16 protein-coding genes are annotated in these 17,707 nt (G+C 68.9%); 8 read left to right on the top strand and 8 right to left on the bottom strand.

Annotated elements, in window-relative coordinates; all coding sequences use genetic code 11:
• The first annotated feature begins 4 nt into the window (after positions 1-4).
• From ctaE to DEJ13_RS09195, 5 genes are all read left to right on the top strand, one after another.
• On the top strand, positions 5-643 hold the full coding sequence (gene ctaE / locus DEJ13_RS09215; protein ID WP_056124560.1) for an aa3-type cytochrome oxidase subunit III: 639 nt from the start codon (positions 5-7) through the stop codon (positions 641-643).
• A 21-nt stretch (positions 644-664) separates the two neighbouring features.
• Positions 665-1,471 (top strand): cytochrome bc1 complex diheme cytochrome c subunit, encoded by an 807-nt coding sequence (gene qcrC / locus DEJ13_RS09210; protein WP_056124562.1) that lies wholly within the window; start codon positions 665-667, stop codon positions 1,469-1,471.
• Between the two features lie 33 nt (positions 1,472-1,504).
• Positions 1,505-2,569 (top strand): cytochrome bc1 complex Rieske iron-sulfur subunit, encoded by a 1,065-nt coding sequence (qcrA, locus tag DEJ13_RS09205; protein ID WP_056124565.1) that lies wholly within the window; start codon positions 1,505-1,507, stop codon positions 2,567-2,569.
• Positions 2,569-4,257, top strand: coding sequence for a cytochrome bc1 complex cytochrome b subunit (qcrB, locus tag DEJ13_RS09200; protein ID WP_056124568.1), 1,689 nt, complete (start codon positions 2,569-2,571; stop codon positions 4,255-4,257). The genes qcrA and qcrB overlap by 1 nt, the downstream gene beginning before the upstream one ends.
• A gap of 207 nt (positions 4,258-4,464) precedes the next feature.
• Complete coding sequence (locus tag DEJ13_RS09195; protein WP_056124572.1) at positions 4,465-5,424, top strand: phosphodiesterase; 960 nt, start codon at positions 4,465-4,467, stop codon at positions 5,422-5,424.
• Positions 5,425-5,489: 65 nt separating this feature from the next.
• Here DEJ13_RS09195 and DEJ13_RS09190 read toward each other — a convergent pair whose 3' ends face one another.
• The 4 genes from DEJ13_RS09190 to DEJ13_RS09175 are packed head-to-tail and all read right to left on the bottom strand — an operon-like array spanning position 5,490 to position 9,721.
• On the bottom strand, positions 5,490-7,043 hold the full coding sequence (locus tag DEJ13_RS09190; RefSeq protein WP_111106233.1) for a stealth family protein: 1,554 nt from the start codon (positions 7,041-7,043) through the stop codon (positions 5,490-5,492).
• Positions 7,044-7,092: 49 nt separating this feature from the next.
• The gene (locus tag DEJ13_RS09185; RefSeq protein ID WP_258374038.1) at positions 7,093-7,605 is read right to left on the bottom strand and encodes a DUF6804 family protein; all 513 of its coding nucleotides are present in this window, start codon (positions 7,603-7,605) and stop codon (positions 7,093-7,095) included.
• Positions 7,605-8,192: a GDSL-type esterase/lipase family protein gene (locus tag DEJ13_RS09180; RefSeq protein WP_111106232.1), complete on the bottom strand. Its 588-nt coding sequence runs from the start codon at positions 8,190-8,192 to the stop codon at positions 7,605-7,607. Before DEJ13_RS09180 ends, DEJ13_RS09185 begins: the two co-directional genes overlap by 1 nt.
• Positions 8,189-9,721, bottom strand: coding sequence for an SDR family oxidoreductase (locus DEJ13_RS09175; protein WP_111106231.1), 1,533 nt, complete (start codon positions 9,719-9,721; stop codon positions 8,189-8,191). Before DEJ13_RS09175 ends, DEJ13_RS09180 begins: the two co-directional genes overlap by 4 nt.
• 43 nt (positions 9,722-9,764) lie before the next feature.
• Between DEJ13_RS09175 and deoC the strand changes: the two genes are divergently transcribed.
• From deoC to DEJ13_RS09160, 3 genes are all read left to right on the top strand, one after another.
• The gene (deoC, locus tag DEJ13_RS09170; protein WP_111106230.1) at positions 9,765-10,496 is read left to right on the top strand and encodes a deoxyribose-phosphate aldolase; all 732 of its coding nucleotides are present in this window, start codon (positions 9,765-9,767) and stop codon (positions 10,494-10,496) included.
• A 111-nt stretch (positions 10,497-10,607) separates the two neighbouring features.
• The gene (locus DEJ13_RS09165; RefSeq protein WP_056124583.1) at positions 10,608-11,561 is read left to right on the top strand and encodes an ROK family protein; all 954 of its coding nucleotides are present in this window, start codon (positions 10,608-10,610) and stop codon (positions 11,559-11,561) included.
• A 65-nt stretch (positions 11,562-11,626) separates the two neighbouring features.
• Positions 11,627-12,172, top strand: a complete 546-nt coding sequence (locus tag DEJ13_RS09160) for a type IV toxin-antitoxin system AbiEi family antitoxin (protein ID WP_056124586.1) — start codon at positions 11,627-11,629, stop codon at positions 12,170-12,172.
• 14 nt (positions 12,173-12,186) lie between these two features.
• Here the strand turns inward: DEJ13_RS09160 and DEJ13_RS09155 are convergent, their stop codons facing one another.
• Genes DEJ13_RS09155 through secD form a run of 4 tightly spaced genes read right to left on the bottom strand, consistent with a single transcriptional unit; the run spans position 12,187 to position 17,653 of the window.
• A complete protein-coding gene (locus DEJ13_RS09155) occupies positions 12,187-14,520 on the bottom strand; it encodes a RelA/SpoT family protein (protein WP_235515529.1) in 2,334 nt (777 codons plus the stop codon).
• A 45-nt stretch (positions 14,521-14,565) separates the two neighbouring features.
• Positions 14,566-14,913 (bottom strand): rhodanese-like domain-containing protein, encoded by a 348-nt coding sequence (locus tag DEJ13_RS09150; protein WP_235515530.1) that lies wholly within the window; start codon positions 14,911-14,913, stop codon positions 14,566-14,568.
• 5 nt (positions 14,914-14,918) lie between these two features.
• On the bottom strand, positions 14,919-15,917 hold the full coding sequence (secF, locus tag DEJ13_RS09145; RefSeq protein ID WP_056124589.1) for a protein translocase subunit SecF: 999 nt from the start codon (positions 15,915-15,917) through the stop codon (positions 14,919-14,921).
• Positions 15,917-17,653 carry a protein translocase subunit SecD gene (gene secD, locus DEJ13_RS09140; protein ID WP_056124591.1) on the bottom strand — a complete coding sequence of 579 codons (1,737 nt, stop codon included), beginning with the start codon at positions 17,651-17,653 and terminating at the stop codon, positions 15,917-15,919. The genes secF and secD overlap by 1 nt, the downstream gene beginning before the upstream one ends.
• Positions 17,654-17,707: the final 54 nt, after the last annotated feature.

The following is a 17,707-nucleotide window of genomic DNA, read 5'->3' as shown; positions in this document are numbered from 1 at the left end:
CATAATGGAGACTGTGACAAGCACCCCTCTCTCCAGACCAGCCAGCGGTACGGTCCTCAACAGGCCGAACCCCGTTGCCGTGGGGACGATCGTGTGGCTGGGCAGCGAAGTGATGTTCTTCGCCGGCCTCTTCGCGATCTACTTCACGCTGCGGAGCACCTCCCCCGAGCTCTGGGCGAAGGAGACCGCCAACCTCGAAGTGCCCTTCGCCTCGGTGAACACGATCATCCTGGTGCTGTCCAGCTTCGCCTGCCAGTTCGCCGTCTTCGCTGCCGAGCGCTTCCAGGTGCACCGCACTAGCTGGAACCCGCGCGACTGGGGCATGACGGAGTGGTTCTTCGTCACCTACTGCATGGGCGCCCTGTTCGTCTGCGGCCAGATCTTCGAGTACGCCAACCTCTGGCACGAGGGCATCACGCTCTCCTCGAGTGCGTACGGCTCCGCGTTCTACTTCACCACCGGCTTCCACGGCCTGCACGTGACCGGCGGCCTGATCGCCTTCCTCCTGACCCTCGGCCGCGGCTTCGCCGCCAAGAACTTCGGGCACAAGGAAGCCACCACCGCCATCGTCGTGTCGTACTACTGGCACTTCGTCGACGTGGTCTGGATCGGCCTCTTCGCCGTCATTTACCTTCTCAAGTAGGAATCGGACAGCACCCACAGCATGTTCAACAGAACCAAGACCAAGAAGGGCCGTCGCTCGCCGATGGCGACCGTCTCCCTCATCGTCGTGGGTCTCATGACCACCGGCGGGGCCTACGCGCTGTTCAGCTCGTCGGCCAACGCCGACGACAGCGTCAGCACCGTGGCGGCCTCGAGCCAGTCGCAGGTGAACCAGGGCGAGAAGCTCTTCGCCTCGAACTGCGCGACGTGCCACGGCCTGTCCGCCCAGGGCACCGGCGAAGGCCCCTCGCTCATCGGTGTCGGCGCCGCGTCGGTCGACTTCCAGGTGGGCACCGGCCGCATGCCGATGGCCGCCTCGGGCCCCCAGGCAGAAGAGAAGCCGTCACAGTTCACCGACGAGCAGGTCGACCAGCTCGCGGCCTACGTCGCCTCGCTGGGCCCCGGCCCCGCCGTCCCGTCCACGACGCTGACCAAGGGCGGCGGTGACGCAGCCGAGGGCGCCGAGCTCTTCCGCATCAACTGCGCCATGTGCCACAACGTCGCAGGCGCCGGTGGCGCACTGACCGAGGGCAAGTACGCGCCGAAGCTCACGGACGTCTCCGGCAAGCACATCTACGAGGCGATGCTCACCGGCCCGCAGAACATGCCGGTGTTCAACGACCTGAACATCACGCCGGAGCAGAAGGCCGACATCATCACGTACCTCAAGTACGTGCAGGACAACTCCTCGCCCGGTGGCTTCGGCCTCGGTGCCATCGGTCCGGTGGCCGAGGGTCTGTTCATCTGGATCTTCGGACTGGGCGCGGTCGTCGCGATGACCGTCTGGCTCACCGCGAAGTCCAACTGATCGTCCGTGTCGCACGACACTGAAGGGAACACCATGGCAGAGCACGACGACGAGGCAGTGACCTCGTCCTCGGCTGTCGAGAAGCACGACTCGACGGCGCCGGTCGGCACCGCGGTCGTGCCTGCAGAACCGTTCGAGAACCCGGGCGAGCCGCCGCACCGCGCACGTCGCACCGACGTCGACCCCAAGAAGCAGCGCCTGGCCGAGCGTCAGGTCGCCACGTTCTTCTACCTGTCGATCGTCGGCAGTGTGCTGTCGATCGCGGCCTACGTCGCGTTCCCCATCCGGTCCGACGACTTCGGCACCGTGCGCACCGCCAACCTGTGGCTCGGTCTCGCCATCTCGCTCGCGCTGCTGGCGCTGGGTCTCGGCGCGGTCTACTGGTCCAAGACCCTCGTCAGTGACCGAGAGATCACCGAGATGCGTCACACGACCCGTGGCACCGACGCGACCCGCGCGAAGGCCGTCGAGGCCTTCCAGCTCGCCGACAAGGAGTCGGGCTTCAGCCGTCGCAAGCTGATCCGCAACTCGATGATCGGTGCGCTCGTGGCGTTCCCGCTGCCGGGCATCGTCCTGGTGCGCGACCTCGCCCCTGCCGCCGACCCGAACGAGCTCCTCCGCCACACGATGTGGGCCAAGGGGACCCGGCTCACGAAGGACCCCACCGGCCTCCCGATCAAGGCGTCCGACGTCACGATCGGCTCCGTGTTCCACGTCATCCCCGACGGCCTCCTCGACAAGGAGCACATGCTCGAGGAGAAGGCGAAGGCCGCGGTCCTCCTCATGCGCCTCCAGCCAGAAGACCTCCACCCCTCCGAAGGCAAGGAAGGGTGGAGCTACGACGGCATCGTCGCGTACTCCAAGATCTGCACCCACGTCGGATGCCCGGTCGCGCTCTACGAGCAGCAGACGCACCACCTGCTGTGCCCCTGCCACCAGTCCACCTTCGACGTCTCGAACAACTGCGACGTCATCTTCGGCCCGGCGGCACGCCCCCTCCCCCAACTTCCGATCGCGATCGACGACGACGGCTACCTGGTTGCGCAGAGCGACTTCCACGAGCCAGTCGGACCGTCATTCTGGGAGCGTGAACGCTGATGACCAGCACCACCACCACGAACGCACCGACGACCAGCACCAAGCCGGCACCGGAGCGTGGATCCCGCATCATCGGCGGGGTCGCCAACTACATCGATGAGCGCACCAGCATCTCCGGGTTGGTGAAAGAGGTCGGGCGCAAGATCTTCCCGGACCACTGGAGCTTCATGCTCGGTGAGGTCGCGCTCTACTCGTTCGTCGTGATCCTGCTCTCGGGCACCTTCCTGACGTTCTTCTTCGGCGCCTCGATGACCGAGGTCGTCTACAACGGCTCGTACGTCCCGCTCAAGGGCGTCGAGATGTCCACGGCGCTGCAGTCGACCCTGAACATCTCGTTCGACATCCGCGGCGGGCTCTTCGTCCGGCAGATCCACCACTGGGCAGCGCTGCTGTTCGTGGCCTCGGTGATGCTGCACATGGCCCGCGTGTTCTTCACGGGTGCGTTCCGCAAGCCGCGCGAGCTCAACTGGGTCTTCGGCTTCGTCCTCTGGGTGCTCGCCATGGCCGAGGGCTTCACGGGCTACTCGCTCCCCGACGACCTGCTGTCCGGCAACGGCCTGCGGATCATCGTCGGCATGATCGAGGGCGTCCCGGTGATCGGCGTCTGGATCGGGTACATCCTGTTCGGCGGTGAGTTCCCCGGGACCGCCATCGTCGGCCGCCTGTACACGCTGCACATCCTGCTGCTGCCGGCCATCCTGGTCGCCGTTCTCGGTGTCCACCTGGTGCTCGTCGTGATCAACAAGCACACGCAGTACGCCGGACCGGGCAAGACCAACGACAACGTCGTCGGTGTCCCGATCCTCCCGGCGTTCGCCGCGAAGGCCGGTGGCTTCTTCTTCATCGTCGCCGGCATCCTGGCGCTCATCGCGTCGCTGTTCACGATCAACCCGATCTGGAACTACGGCCCGTACGACCCCTCCCCGGTCTCCGCCGGAACCCAGCCCGACTGGTACATCGGCTTCGCAGACGGTGCGCTTCGTCTGGTGCCGCCGCACTGGGAGGTCGTGTGGTTCGGCTACACGGTGTCGTTCAACATCCTCGTGCCGATCGCGGTCCTCATGGGCCTCATCCTGGCGATGTTCGTCTACCCGTTCGTCGAGGCGTGGGTCACGGGTGACAAGCGCGAGCACCACATCGCGGACCGTCCCCGCAACGCCCCGACCCGCACGGCGTTCGGTGCCGCCGGTGTCACGCTCTACGCCAGCCTCTGGGCAGCGGCGAGTTCGGACATCATCGCGACGCACTTCATGGTGTCGATCGACCACGTGATCCACGTCATCCAGGCCACGACGATCCTCGGCCCGTTCGTCGCCTTCTGGATCGCGAAGCGCGTCTGCCTCGCGCTCCAGAAGAAGGACCGCGAGATCGTGCTCCACGGGTACGAGTCGGGCCGCATCGTCCGACTGCCGCACGGCGAGTACATCGAGGTCCACGAGCAGCTCGACGAGTACGAGCGCTGGAAGCTCCTGGAGTTCGAGGAGTACAAGCCACTCATGGTCCGCCCGAACGCCAAGGGGCAGATCACCTCGGTGCAGAAGGTCCGTGCGGGCATGTCGCGCTTCTTCTTCGAGGACCGCATCGCGCCGGTCTCGAAGTCGGAGCTCGAGGCAGCACACGCCGCGCACCACGGTCCCGACCTCGAGGGCACGCACCAGGCCCCGCAGGTCGGAGCTGGCGGAAGGTAACACCTCTCGGCAAGAACGAAGCGCCCTCGTCCACTCGTGGACGAGGGCGCTTTCGTTCGCCTCATTTTCAGAAATGCCGCTTCCGGTTCACCTTCGATTCATGAACACGTGTTGGACTGCTCCAGGACGATGTGGCATCGTGTTGCACCGTGCACTCCCCCAGCGGGAGATCCTCTGCCGAGGAACCACCAACGGAATGAGAACCCGATGGACGCCCGGACGGCTGAACATCCCAGGCCGAACCACTTCCTGCTCCACCTCAGCGACACACACCTCATCGCCGGGGACGGTGACCTCTACGGGGCCGTCGACTCGGCAGCGCGGCTGACGCAGATCATCGCCGACATCGAGGCCTCCGGCGCTCGCCCCGAAGCCATCGTCGTGACGGGTGACGTCGCCGACAAGGGCGAGCCGGGTGCGTACGCTCGCGTCCGGCAGATCATCGAACCGGCGGCGAACCGCATCGGTGCGCAGGTCATCTGGGCCATGGGCAACCACGACGAGCGCGGTGCGTTCCGCCAGGAGCTGTTCGGCCTGCAGCCGACCGACCGCCCGGTGGACTTCGTCTACGACGTCAACGGGCTGCGGGTCATCACGCTCGACACCAGCGTGCCGGGCAAGCACCACGGCGTGGTGACCCCGGAGCAGCTCGACTGGCTCGCCGAGGTCCTCTCCGAGGCAGCCCCGCACGGCACGATCCTCGCCATGCACCACCCACCGGTGCCGAGCGTCCAGGACCTCACCGTGCTGGTCGAGCTCCGTGAGCAGCAGGCGCTGGCCGAGGTGGTCGAGGGCTCCGACGTCCTGAGTATCATCGCCGGGCACCTGCACTACTCGACGAGCGCCGTGTTCGCCGGCATCCCGGTGTCCGTCGCCAGCGCCACGTGCTACACGCAGGACCTCAACGAGTTCCAGCGGGGCACGCGGGGGCGCGACGGGGCGCAGTCCTTCAACCTGGTACACGTGTACGGCCACAACGTGGTGCACTCGGTCGTCCCGATCGGGCAGTACTCGACCGTCGGCGAGCCGGTCTCGTCGGCGGAGACCGACGCACGTCTGGCAGCGGCCGGCGTGGTCATCCCCGCGGCGGTCGAGCCGGCACCGGTCACCTCGAGCATCCCCGTCTTCACGCTGGACTCGGTGCCCGTCTCCCCCGTCCACCGCTGACGCGGCACAGACGACAGGCCCGGCGCCAGATGGGGCGCCGGGCCTGTCGTTCGTCGTGGTGGGGCCTAGGCGCCGGGTCGCTCCCACGGCGCCGGGAACGGGAAGTACCGCTCGAGGAAGTCCGTGACCTTCGTCGTGCGCTCGTCGTCACTGACCTCGGGGAAGCTGCCGTCGTTGAGGCAGAAGAAGTCGGCGTTCCGCTTCTTGAGCAGGTCCTCGAGCTCGCGGAGCCCGGCGAGCATCGTCGTGTCGATGTAGCGCACCAGGGAGTTCTCCTGCACGATGGCCCGCCCGGTGAGGAGCGCGTAGTAGTGGTACAGCGAGTTCGTGACCGAGATGTTCTCGGCGGCGCGGAAGCGCGAGGCCGCCGTCGCTCGGAACTCGTCCGCGAACTCGTGTTCCATCTCGGTCATGATGCTCGACCGCAGGGGCGTCGGCGCGTGCTCGAGATGACGGGTCGTGACCGCGCCGAACCGCTGCTGCAGCAGCCGTCGGTTCACGCGGGCAGAGTTCTCGAAGCCGCTGCGGCGCGCGTTGTTCGAGCCGAGCCCGATCCGGGTCGTCGCGAGGATGAACTTCGTGACGGACCCCGGGCTGAAGAACACCGAGGGGTCGACTTGACGCCCGAAGAACATGTCGTCGTTCGAGTAGATGAAGTGCTCGCTGATGCCCGGGATGTGGTGCAGCTGTGACTCGACGGCCTGCGAGTTGTGCGTGGGCAGCACGGACGGGTCGGCGAAGAACTCCTCGCTCCGCACGATGCGGACACGCGGGTGATCGGCGAGCCAGGCGGGAGCCGGGGAGTCGGTCGCGATGTAGATCGTCCGGATCCACGGTGCGTACATGTGCACCGAGCGCAGGGCGTACTTGAGTTCGTTGATCTGCCGGAACCGCGCCGGGGCGTCGTCGCCCTCGCCCAGGACGGCCGATGACTGCGCGGCCTGTCGGGCGCGCTGGTACTCGACCGCGTTGCCGTCGACCCAGGAGAAGACGATGTCGATCGGGAACCGGATGTCGGACACGTGGTCGTCGAACATGTGCTCGACGGTCTGCCAGGTGCGTCCGTAGCGCTCGATGTCGACGAGGTCGAACTCCTCGATGGGCAGGCTGCGTCGCATCAGGGCGTTCTCGACCGGTGCGAGCACCTCGGTCTCGGTGACGCGCCAGAACTCGAGCTGCACGCTCGTCTCGGCGCCGTAGCGCAGGCGCCCGAGGGGTTCGAGACGGGGACGGAACACCCGCAGGACGGGTTCGTCGGCCGAGCCGAGGCCGTCGTCCCCGACGAGGACGGCTGGCTGGCCGGGCGGCTTCGCGTAGAAGGGTTCACCGACCGCGGCGTCCATGACCGCGGCCTCGGCCCGCTGCCGGTCCCGCTCGTCGAGCGCGATGACGGGGCGCTGGTCGTTGCCGCGGATGAGCAGGTGGTCGACGTCACCGGCGGTGAGGGCGTCGTCGAGGAACAGCAGGTCCTCGATCATCGACTGCTGCGGCGTGAGGTGGCCGTTCAGCAGCGTGAAGCGCCCTTTGCGGAGCACGACGTCGGACCGGTCGAGACCGCCGGAGGACGGTCGAGGGTTCAGCAGAGGACTCTCGGTCTCCGGCTCGGTCTCGTTGCTCATCCATGCCCATCTGATCGTGCGGTCGGACCGTGCGTCCGACCCTGCGATCCTACCGGGCGGCGCGGTCCTCTGCCGATCGAGGCACTCGGACGGCGATCCCGACGACGATGAAGAGCGCTGCGACGAGGATCTGCAGGGCCGCCCAGACCTGGCCGGGGATCGGGACGGTCACGAGCGGGTTCCAGCACACGGCGACGGCGGCCATCAGCACCATCGCCCACCAGGTGCGACCCCGGAGGGCGAACACCAGCACGATGAGCGCGAGGACCGTCACGCCCCACCGGACGGCGACGAACGCGGGCGCGTCGAGGAGCGCCACACACGCCAAGAGCACGATCGCCGCCAGGAGCGACGGAGCGAGGGCCGGTCGCGTGAAGTCCGGCGTCGTCTTCGCCGAACCGGAGACACCCGAACCGGAGGCAGCGGAACCGGAGGCAGCGCGACCGAAGGACGACGTGGACCCGGCTCGCGACGTGCCGCCGGACCGGGACGCGTCGGGACGCTGCTCCCCGGTCGACCGCAGGGACGACCCGACCTGGGGTCGCCCCTTCCGGCCGGCCATCAGGCCGAGGCCTCGTCCAGCTCGATCGCGGTGATGGGGCGGGACATCGGCGGGAGCCCGCGGAGTCGCTCGAGCGCCGGCACGAGCTCGCCGGTGTACGCACGGTAGCCGTCATCGGTCAGGTGCAGACCGTCGTCCGTGAAGTGGTCGGCGAGGTGGTCCACGTCGGCCAGTGCGGGCCACGCGTCGAGGTACTGCGCGTGGCACGTGGCGACGAACTGCCGCAGGTGCCGGTTGGCCTCTTCGATGCGCGGCGCGTACTCCGCCTGGCGCGGCAGGATCGACACGAGCAGCAGCCGGACGCCCGGCAGCTCGCGGCGCAGCGTGACGAGGATGGTCTCGATGTTGCGCACCACGTGCTCGGCGCTCTTGCGGTGGTTGCCGAAGTCGTTCGTGCCGATCAGCAGCACGATCGCGTCGGGAGCCGCCTGGACGACGGCGTCGAGCCGCTCGAGGACGCCGTCCGTGGTGTCGCCGTTGATGCCATGGTTGACGGTCCGCTCCTCGGGGAGCCGCTCGTCCCATGATCCGCCTGCGGTGATGCTGTCCCCCAGGAACAAGACCAGTCCGCGTTCGTCGTCACTCATGCTGCCTCCTCGTGCGCTGGCGCGCGGGACCCATTCTGCTGCGTGCTGTTGGCCTGCGTCGAGTCGGTCCGGTGCGCCTCGCGCTCGGCACGGGCGGTGATGCGCTCGACCATGCCGGGGAAGATCACCCCGTGGAAGGGCAGGATGCCGTACCAGTACAGGCGCCCGGCGAGCCCCTGTGGGAAGTAGATCGCGCGCTGGTGGTAGTCGCAGCCCCCGTCGTCGGACGGGGTCACGGTCATCTCGAGCCAGGCACGACCCGGCGACTTGAACTCGGCACGGAGCCGCAGGTAGCGCCCGCGGTCGAGTCGTTCCACGCGCCACCAGTCGAGCGCGTCGCCCTGTTCCAGGCGCTTCGGGTCGCGCCGCCCGCGGTTCAGGCCGACGCCACCCGCGATCTTGTCCATCCAGCCACGAGCAACCCACGCGAGCGGGAACGAGTACCAACCGTTCTCGCCGCCGATCGACTCGACGACACTCCACACCGCCTCGGGTGGGGCCGAGGTGTGCCGGAGCCGGTCGTCGACGTAGACGGTGTGTCCCGCCCAGTCCGGGTCGCTGGGCAGGGGGTCGGCCGGGGTGCTCGCCAGCGTTGCGCTCCGCCAGCTCGTCGTGACCTCGCCCTTCCGCATCTTGGTCAGGGCCAGTCGGACCGCGCGACGGTACCCGGTGAGTCCGCCCTCGGGCCGCGGGACCACGTCGTCGATGTCGTGTTCGCGCTGCACGCACTCGAACTGCAGCGACTCGATGATCGGCGTCGCGAGCTTGCGCGGGATCGGGGTGACGGCGTTGAACCAGTGGGCGGCCAGGCCGGGGGTCATGACCGGGAGCGGCGAGATCGGGCGCTGCGGCAGCTTGGCCTCGACCGCGTAGCCATTGAGCATCTGCCCGTACCGCAGCACGTCGGGCCCACCGATGTCGAAAGTCCGGTTGACGTCGGCGTCGATGTCGAGCGCCGCCACCAGGTAGTACAGGACGTCGCGCACGGCGATCGGCTGGATGTGGTTGCGCACCCAGCGCGGTGTCGGCATCCACGGCAGCACGTCGGTGACGTGCCGGATCATCTCGAACGAGGTGCTGCCCGAACCGATGACGACACCGGCCTGGTAGGCGATCGTGGGGACGCCGGAGCCGAGCAGGACGTCGCCGACCTCTTTCCGGCTGCGGAGGTGCTTCGACAGCTCGCCGTCCGGGTGCAGCCCGCCGAGGTACACGAAGCGACGGACACCCGCACGGTTCGCGACGTCGGCCATCGTCTGCGCGGCGTTCCGCTCGGCCTCCTCGAAGTCGCCGTCGGCACCCATGGCGTGCGCCAGGTAGTACACGGCCTCGATGCCGTCCACCGCCCGGCCGACGGCCTCGGCGTCCTGCAGGTCCCCCTGCACGACGTCGACCCGGTCACGCCAGGGCACGTCGTCGAGCTTGGTGGGGGTGCGGACGAGGACCCGGACGCTGTGCCCGGCTTCGATCAGGAGGGGGACGAGGCGACCGCCGATGTAGCCGGTGGCCCCGGTGACGAGGACGCGCATGCATGGCACGGTACGCCGTGCGCCTTGACGGTAGGCTCGCCGGGTGGACAACGCAGCATTCCCCGTCACCGCCGACGCCGTCCGTCGGCTCATCGACCACGCGATCCTCAAGCCGGAGCTGACCCGCTCCGACGTGGACGCACAGCTCGACGAGGCAGCAGCGCACCGCGTCTTCAGCGTCTGCGTCCGCCCGAGCGACGTCGCCCACGCGGTCGAGCGCCTGCAGGGCACGGGCGTCGGTGTCGGGACCGTCATCGGGTTCCCCCACGGCACGACCTCCACCGAGGCCAAGGTCGCCGAGTCGCTCCAGGCCCTGGCGGACGGCGCGTTCGAGCTGGACATGGTGCAGAACATCGGCGCGGCCAGGTCTGGTGACTGGGAGCGCGTCGAGCGTGACGTCCGCGCGGTCGTCGACGCCGCCGGCGACACCGTCGTCAAGGTCATCCTCGAGACCGCGTTCCTGACCGACGACGAGGTCGTCGCGGCCAGCCGCGCGGCGACGTCGGCCGGGGCGGCGTTCGTCAAGACGTCGACCGGGTTCGCCGGCGGGGGCGCCACGGCCGAGCACATCGCACTCATGCGCCGGACCGTCGGTCCCGACACGGGCGTCAAGGCGTCCGGTGGCGTGCGCGGGCTCGACACCCTGCTCGAGATGGTGCACGCCGGCGCCGACCGCATCGGCACCAGTGCCTCGGCCCGCATCCTCGACGAGGTCGCGCACCGCTCGGCGACCGGCACCGCGTCGGGCGTCGGCGACGACACGTCCTCGTACTGACCTGACCTGACCGGTCGGCGCCTGCCGACCACCAACCGAGCCGGGACGCGCTCGACGCGACGCAGCGTCGGCACGCGCCCCGAGCCTCCAGACCGCCGCATCGGAGCGCGCATGTCGAACACCGGATCCATCCCCTCGTCCCTCGCCCTGGCCGTCGACCTCGGCGGCACGAAGGTCGAGGCCGCCCTGGTCACCGACGAGGGCATCGTCCTGCCCGGCACGCGGTTCCGGAGCCCGACCGGACCGCAGCGCACGTCCGACGAGCTGCAGGCCGCGGTCGACGAGGCCGTGACGAACGCCCTCGGCGCCATGCCGGCCGACGCCGCCCTCGCGGGCGTGGGCATCGGCTCGGCTGGGCCGGTCGACGAGGAACACGGCCTCGTCTCACCCCTCAACATGCCCGTGTGGCGGGGGTACCCGCTCCGCGACCGCGTCGCCGCGCACGTCCCCGACGGCACGCCGGTGACGCTCCGCATGGACGGGCTCGCGATCACCCTGGCCGAGCACTGGCTCGGCGCGGCGCAGGGCTCCGACCACGTGATGGGCATGATCGTCTCGACGGGCGTCGGTGGCGGGCTCATCCTGCACGGCCGGACCGTCAGCGGCCCGACCGGCAACGCAGGACACATCGGTCACGTCGAGTGCGGTGGGTACGACGACCCGTGCGCCTGTGGCGGGACCGGATGCCTGGAGGCCGTGGCCAGCGGTCCGAAGACCGTCGCCTGGGCGAAGCGGCAGGGATTCACCGGGGAGACCGGTGAGGACCTGGCCGCCGCGTACGCTGCCGGCGACGAGATCGCCGTCGCCGCCGTGCGACGCAGCGGGCGGGCGCTCGGCCAGGCGATCGCCGCGGCGACGTCGCTGGTCGACCTCGAGGTCGTCGCGATCGGCGGGGGCTTCTCCCACGTCACGCCGGACCTGTTCGAGTACGCCAGGCAGGCGGTCGCCGAGCGCGTCGAGTTCGGCTTCGTCACCAAGGTGCGGATCGTGCCGACCGGTCTGTCCCAGGACGGGCCGCTCATCGGCGCCGCCGCGCTGGTGCACCGGGCGCACGTCCTGCGCTGACGTCGGGCAGCGCCCGCTGTCCACAGCGCACCGGTCGCCGGGGCCACGTGCGGCAGGATGTGCGGGTGCGTTCCTCCCGGCTGTTGACGACGGACGACTGGCCCGAGGCAGAGCTCCGAGCCGCTGTCCTGGCCGGTGAGCTCGTGGCCGTCGGTGCGTGCTGGGCCTCGGTCGCCGAGCCGCAGGACCCGGCGCTCCGTGCGGCGTCCTTCGCGTGGAGCGCCGCCGACCCACGGGTCATCGCGGCCGGGCGTTCCGCCGCCTGGGTCTGGGGTGCCTGTTCACGTCCGCCGCTCCCCCACGAGGCCTGCGTACCGGCGGGACAGCGCATCCGACAGGACGGCGACGTGCGCATCCGCGAGGTCGCTATCGTACCGGCCGACGTCGTCCGGATCGGGGGCGCGTCCGTCACGACGCCGGTGCGGACCGCGCTCGACCTGTTGCGGGTCGCGGGTCCGGCGGCGTGGGCTGGTCGCGCCGCCGTCGTGCACGGGCTGCTCGTGGCCGGCACGGTGTCCGCAGCGGACGTGTCCGACGCGCTGCGGGCGCTCGGGACCGTGCCGATGGTGCGTCAGGCCGAGCGGCGACTCGCCGAGGTCAGCCGGCGATGACGCGGGGCTCCCGGTCAGCCGGCGCTGACGCGGTACACGTCGTAGACGGCGTCGATGCGCCGTACCGCGTTCAGGACACGGTCGAGGTGCGTCGTGTCGCCCATCTCGAACACGAACCGCGAGAGCGCCAGGCGGTCGGACGAGGTCGACACCGTCGCCGACAGGATGTTCACGTGGTGGTCGGTGAGCACGCGCGTGACGTCGCTGAGGAGCCCGGACCGGTCGAGGGCCTCGATCTGGATCTGCACGAGGAACACCGACTTGGACGACGGCGCCCACTCGACCTCGATCATCCGGTCGGGCTCGTTCATGAGCGACTTGACGTTGGTGCACGACGCCTGGTGCACGGAGACGCCCTGTCCGCGGGTGATGAAGCCCACGATCTGGTCCCCCGGCACCGGGGTGCAGCACTTGGCGAGCTTGACCAGGATGTCCGGCGCCCCGCGGACGAGCACACCGCTGTCGCTGTTGCGGAGCTGGCGGCTCGTCACCTGGCGCGGGAAGGAGAGCTCGGGCTCGTCGGTCTCCGTCTCGGTCTGGACGCCCGCCAGCACCTTCTCGATGACCGACTGCGTCGAGACGTGGCCCTCGCCGATCGCGGCGTAGAGCGCGGAGACGTCGTCGTACCGCATCGCCGAGGCGACCTCGGAGATGGAGTCCTGGCTCATGATGCGCTGGAGCGGCAGGTTCTGCTTGCGCATGGCGCGGGCGATCGCGTCACGGCCCTGCTCGATCGCCTCTTCGCGACGCTCCTTGGTGAACCACTGCTTGATCTTGTTGCGGGCACGGGGGCTGCGCACGAACGTCAGCCAGTCCTGGCTGGGCCCGGAGTCGGGGTTCTTCGACGTGAAGATCTCGACCACGTCCCCGCTGGACAGCGAGCTCTCGAGCGGCACCAGGCGACCGTTGACCTTGGCGCCCATGGTGCGGTGCCCGATCTCGGTGTGCACGGCGTAGGCGAAGTCGACCGGTGTCGCCCCGGCCGGCAGCCCGATGACCTTGCCCTGCGGCGTGAAGACGTAGGTCTCCTTCGCGCCGATCTCGTAGCGCAGCGAATCGAGGAACTCCCCCGGATCGCTGGTCTCGGCCTGCCAGTCGGTGATGTGCGCGAGCCACGCCATGTCCTGGTCGGTCTGGCTCGAGCTGTCGACGTCACGACCGGCGGCGCGCTGCTTGTACTTCCAGTGGGCAGCGACGCCGAACTCCGCGCGCTGGTGCATCTCGTGCGTGCGGATCTGGATCTCGACCGGACGCCCCTGCGGCCCGAGGACCGACGTGTGCAGCGACTGGTAGAGGTTGAACTTCGGTGTGGCGATGTAGTCCTTGAAGCGCCCGGGCAGCGGTGTCCACCGCGCGTGCACCGAGCCGAGCATGGCGTAGCAGTCGCGCACGGTCGGCACCAGCACGCGGATGCCGACCAGGTCGTAGATCTCGTCGAACTCGCGCCCGCGCACGATCATCTTCTGGTAGATCGAGTAGTACTGCTTCGGCCGGCCCATGACGTCGCCACGCACCTTGGCCGCCTTGAGGTCCTTCTTGAGCGTGCCGATGACGTTCTGGACGAACTGCTCGCGCTTCGGCTGCCGTTCCTTGACCAGGCTGTCGATCTCGACGTAGAGCTTCGGGTGCAGGACCGCGAAGGACAGGTCCTCGAGCTCGAGCTTGATCATCTGGATGCCGAGCCGGTGCGCGAGCGGCGCGTAGATCTCGAGCGTCTCCTTCGCCTTGCGCGTGGCGGACGTCGACTCGACGAACCCCCAGGTGCGGGCGTTGTGCAGGCGGTCGGCCAACTTGATGACGAGCACCCGGATGTCCTTCGACATCGCGATCACCATCTTGCGGACGGTCTCGGCCTGGGCGCTGTCGCCGTACTTGACCTTGTCGAGCTTGGTCACGCCGTCGACGAGCATCGCGATCTCGTCGCCGAAGTCCTGGCGGAGCTGGTCGAGCTGGTAGTCGGTGTCCTCGACCGTGTCGTGGAGCAGCGCAGCGGCGATCGTGATCGTGCCGATGCCCAGGTCGGCGAGGATCTGCGCGACCGCGACCGGGTGCGTGATGTACGGTTCGCCGGACTTGCGCTTCTGGCCGTCGTGCGCGCGCTCTGCGACCGAGTACGCACGCTCGATGAGGGTGACGTCGGCCTTCGGGTGGTGCGACCGGACCGTGCGGATCAGGGTGTCGACCGCACCGGCGGGCTGCGCACGGGAGAACAGGCGCGGGAGCAGGGACCGGAGCGACCCGAGGTTGCCCGTGGTGTTCGGGCCCAGCGGACTCGTGGGCTGCGACGGCGACCCGGGGCGGCTCGGGACCGAGTCGTCCTGCTTCGCCGACTCACGGGTGTCCGTCATGCTGCGCCTCCAGGGACCTGATCCGACAACACTACGCGCGTCGGGTCAGTGCCCGTGACCGCGTTCGCCTTCGGCGTCGCCGGTGCCCGGGTGGACGACGGGACCGCCCTGGGCCTCCCACGCCACCATCCCGCCCGCCAGGTTGACCGCGGGGACACCCTGCTGCTCGAGCGCCTGGACGACGCGGGCGGAGCGCATGCCGGAGTGGCACACGACGATCGCGGGCTCGTCGGAAGACTCGATCTCGGTCCAGCGTTCGGCGAACTCGGACAGCGGGACGAGCGTGGCCTGCGGGGCGTGCACCTCGTCCCACTCGCCCTGTTCGCGCACGTCGTACAGGCGTGCACCCGAGGCGATGCGCGCCATGGCTTCGTCGGTCGAGATCTCCTGCACGGTGCTCAGACCTCCGCCGGGGTCTCCACTGCGGCACGCTTTGCCGCAGCGGCCCGCTTCTTGTCGTCGGCCTGCTTGACCTTCGGCTCGCCCTCACGCAGGTGCGCGTACATCGGCGACGCGATGAAGATCGTCGAGTAGGTGCCGACGATGATGCCGATGAAGAGCGCGAGCGAGATGTCGCGCAGCGTCCCGGCACCGAGCACGTACGACCCGATGAACAGGATCGCGGCGACGGGCAGCAGCGCCACGACCGAGGTGTTGATCGAGCGCACGAGCGTCTGGTTGACGGCCAGGTTCACGGACTGGACGAAGGTGCGGTGCGACTCCTGCGACGTGTTCTCGCGGACCTTGTCGAACACCACCACGGTGTCGTAGAGCGAGTAGCCGAGGATCGTCAGGAAGCCGATCACCGCCGCAGGGGTGACCTCGAGGCCGACGATGCCGTACACGCCTGCGGTGATGAGCAGGTCGTGGAGCAGCGCGGCCATGGCCGACAGCGACATCTTCCAGGTGCGGAAGTACAGGGCCATGAAGACAGCCGCGAGCACCAGGAAGATCACCAGACCGCGGATGGCCTGGGACAGCACGTCGGCGCCCCAGGTCGCGCCGATGAAGGTCGAGGCGACCTCGGAGTCGTCGACGTTGTACGCGTCGGCGAGGGCGCTCTGCACGCGCGTCGTCTCGGCGTCGGTCAGCTGCCCGGTCTGCACGCGGATGCCGTGCGTGCCGAGCTGCGAGACACGCGGGATCTCGTCGGGGACGATCCGCTCGACGGTGTTCGTCGCCAGGTTCTGGTCGACGGTCTTGACGTCGGAGATCGTGAACTCGGAACCACCGGTGAACTCGATGCCGAGCTGGTACCCGCCACGGAGCCACGGGACCGCGAGCGAGATGACGATGGCCGCGAGGGCGATCAGGTACCACAGGCGACGGCGTCCGACGATGTCGTACGACCGCTTGCCGGTGTAGAGGTCGTTCCCGAACTGGCTGAAGCTCGCCATCAGCTGTCCTTCCCGTCCGGCGTCTCGCCGGTGCCGGCCTTGCGCTCGGCGATGGTCTGTCGACGCTGTGCCTCACCGGCACTGCGCTGGCGCTTGCCGTCGACGATGGGTGCTCGGAACTGCGCACGACCGCGGTAGACCGCGCCGAGGGCCGACGGATCGAGCCCGGAGAAGCGGTGTCCCTCGTTGAAGAAGCGACGGCGCGAGATGAGCTGGAGCATCGGGTGGGTGAAGAGGATCACGACCACGATGTCGATGAGCGTCGTGAGCAGCAGCGTGAACGCGAAGCCCTTCACGTCGCTGACGGCCAGGATGTACAGCACGATCGCCGCGAGGAAGTTGATCGAGTCGGAGGCGATGATCGTCCGGAACGCACGGCGCCACCCCGACTCGACGGCTCCTTCGAGGGCACGGCCCTCGCGGAGCTCGTCGCGGATGCGCTCGAAGTAGACGATGAACGAGTCCGCCGTGATGCCGATCGCGACGATCAACCCCGCTACACCCGCCAACGACAGGCGGTAGTCGACCCGCCACGACATGATCGCGATCACTAGGTAGGTCAGCGCCGCGGCGACGCCGAGCGAGAGGACCGTGACGAAGGCCAGCGCGCGGTACTGGATGATCGAGTAGATGATCACCAGGATCAGGCCGATCAGGCCGGCGACGAGGCCGCCGATCAGCTGAGCGGTGCCGAGCGTCGCGGAGATGTTCTCGTTCGACTGCACCTTGAAGTTGATCGGCAGGGCACCGTACTTCAGCTGGTCGGCGAGGGTCTTCGCCGACTCGGCCGTGAACGACCCGCTGATCTGGGCCTTGCCGTTGGTGATCGCGCTGTTCGTGGTCGGCGCGGTGATGACGTTGCCGTCGAGCACGATCGCGAACTGGTTCTGCGGCTGCTGGAGCTTGACCAGACGGTTGGTGACCGTGCTGAAGTCCTTGGTGCCGGCGCCGTTGAACGTCAGGTTGACGGCCCACTCGCCGGTCGTGGTGCCCTGCGACGAGGTCGCGAGGCCCGATGTGGCGTTGCTGATGTCCGCACCGGAGACCTCGACCGGCCCGAGGATGAACTTCGAGGTGCCGTCCTGGTCGCACGTGACCAGGGGCTGGTCGTCCGGAGCGGCGGTGACGTCGTCCGGCGCCTTGCAGTTGTAGTTCGTGTAGAGGTCCTGCAGCCGCGGCGAGGCCCAGTTGAGGTCACTCGCGTTCGTCGGCTTCGCGGTCGGCGACGCCGGCAGGGACGCGGGCGGCGAGTACGGCGTCGGGGACGCCGTGGAACCGGCCTTGCCGCCGACGGCGGTGTCCGTCGCCGCCTCGGTGTAGAGCACGGGGCGGAACGTGAGCTTCGCGGCGGCTTCGATGCGTGAGATCGTCTGCCGGTCGGGCTTGCCCGGGATGGACACGACGATGTTGTTCGCACCCTGCGTGTTGATCTCGGACTCAGACACACCGGTCGCGTCGATGCGCTGCCGGATGATGTCCACCGCCTGCTTGAGCTGCTCCGAGGTGACCGAGTCGCCGTCGGTGCTCTGCGCCGCCAGGGTCAGCTGCGTGCCGCCCTGCAGGTCGAGTGCGAGTTCGGGGACCCAGCTGGCCCCGGCGAACCACTTGCCCGTGGTGTCCTTGGTGGTGCTGGCGAGGATCGAGGCCGCCGTGTTGAGGCCGGCCAGGACCGCCATGATGATCACCAACCAGGTGAGCGAGCGCAGCGCTTTCTTGACGGGGGTCGGTCGTGCCACCGGTCGTCTCGTCTTTCTGTCAGTTCGACCCGCGCGCACGCCGGTCGAAGCGGT

It is taken from the genome of Curtobacterium sp. MCLR17_007, assembly GCF_003234655.2.
GTDB lineage: Bacteria > Actinomycetota > Actinomycetes > Actinomycetales > Microbacteriaceae > Curtobacterium.
This window is presented reverse-complemented; position numbering and strand designations above follow the sequence as displayed.

What these genes read in the sequence shown, in the direction of transcription:
- DEJ13_RS09175 (WP_111106231.1), bottom strand. Translation starts at nt 9,721, where the DNA reads ATGCGCGTCCTCGTCACCGGGGCCACCGGCTACATCGGCGGTCGCCTC.
- DEJ13_RS09190 (WP_111106233.1), bottom strand. Translation starts at nt 7,043, where the DNA reads ATGAGCAACGAGACCGAGCCGGAGACCGAGAGTCCTCTGCTGAACCCT.
- DEJ13_RS09165 (WP_056124583.1), top strand. Translation starts at nt 10,608, where the DNA reads ATGTCGAACACCGGATCCATCCCCTCGTCCCTCGCCCTGGCCGTCGAC.
- ctaE (WP_056124560.1), top strand. Translation starts at nt 5, where the DNA reads ATGGAGACTGTGACAAGCACCCCTCTCTCCAGACCAGCCAGCGGTACG.
- DEJ13_RS09180 (WP_111106232.1), bottom strand. Translation starts at nt 8,192, where the DNA reads ATGAGTGACGACGAACGCGGACTGGTCTTGTTCCTGGGGGACAGCATC.
- qcrA (WP_056124565.1), top strand. Translation starts at nt 1,505, where the DNA reads ATGGCAGAGCACGACGACGAGGCAGTGACCTCGTCCTCGGCTGTCGAG.
- qcrB (WP_056124568.1), top strand. Translation starts at nt 2,569, where the DNA reads ATGACCAGCACCACCACCACGAACGCACCGACGACCAGCACCAAGCCG.
- qcrC (WP_056124562.1), top strand. Translation starts at nt 665, where the DNA reads ATGTTCAACAGAACCAAGACCAAGAAGGGCCGTCGCTCGCCGATGGCG.
- DEJ13_RS09185 (WP_258374038.1), bottom strand. Translation starts at nt 7,605, where the DNA reads ATGGCCGGCCGGAAGGGGCGACCCCAGGTCGGGTCGTCCCTGCGGTCG.
- secF (WP_056124589.1), bottom strand. Translation starts at nt 15,917, where the DNA reads ATGGCGAGCTTCAGCCAGTTCGGGAACGACCTCTACACCGGCAAGCGG.
- DEJ13_RS09155 (WP_235515529.1), bottom strand. Translation starts at nt 14,520, where the DNA reads ATGACGGACACCCGTGAGTCGGCGAAGCAGGACGACTCGGTCCCGAGC.
- DEJ13_RS09195 (WP_056124572.1), top strand. Translation starts at nt 4,465, where the DNA reads ATGGACGCCCGGACGGCTGAACATCCCAGGCCGAACCACTTCCTGCTC.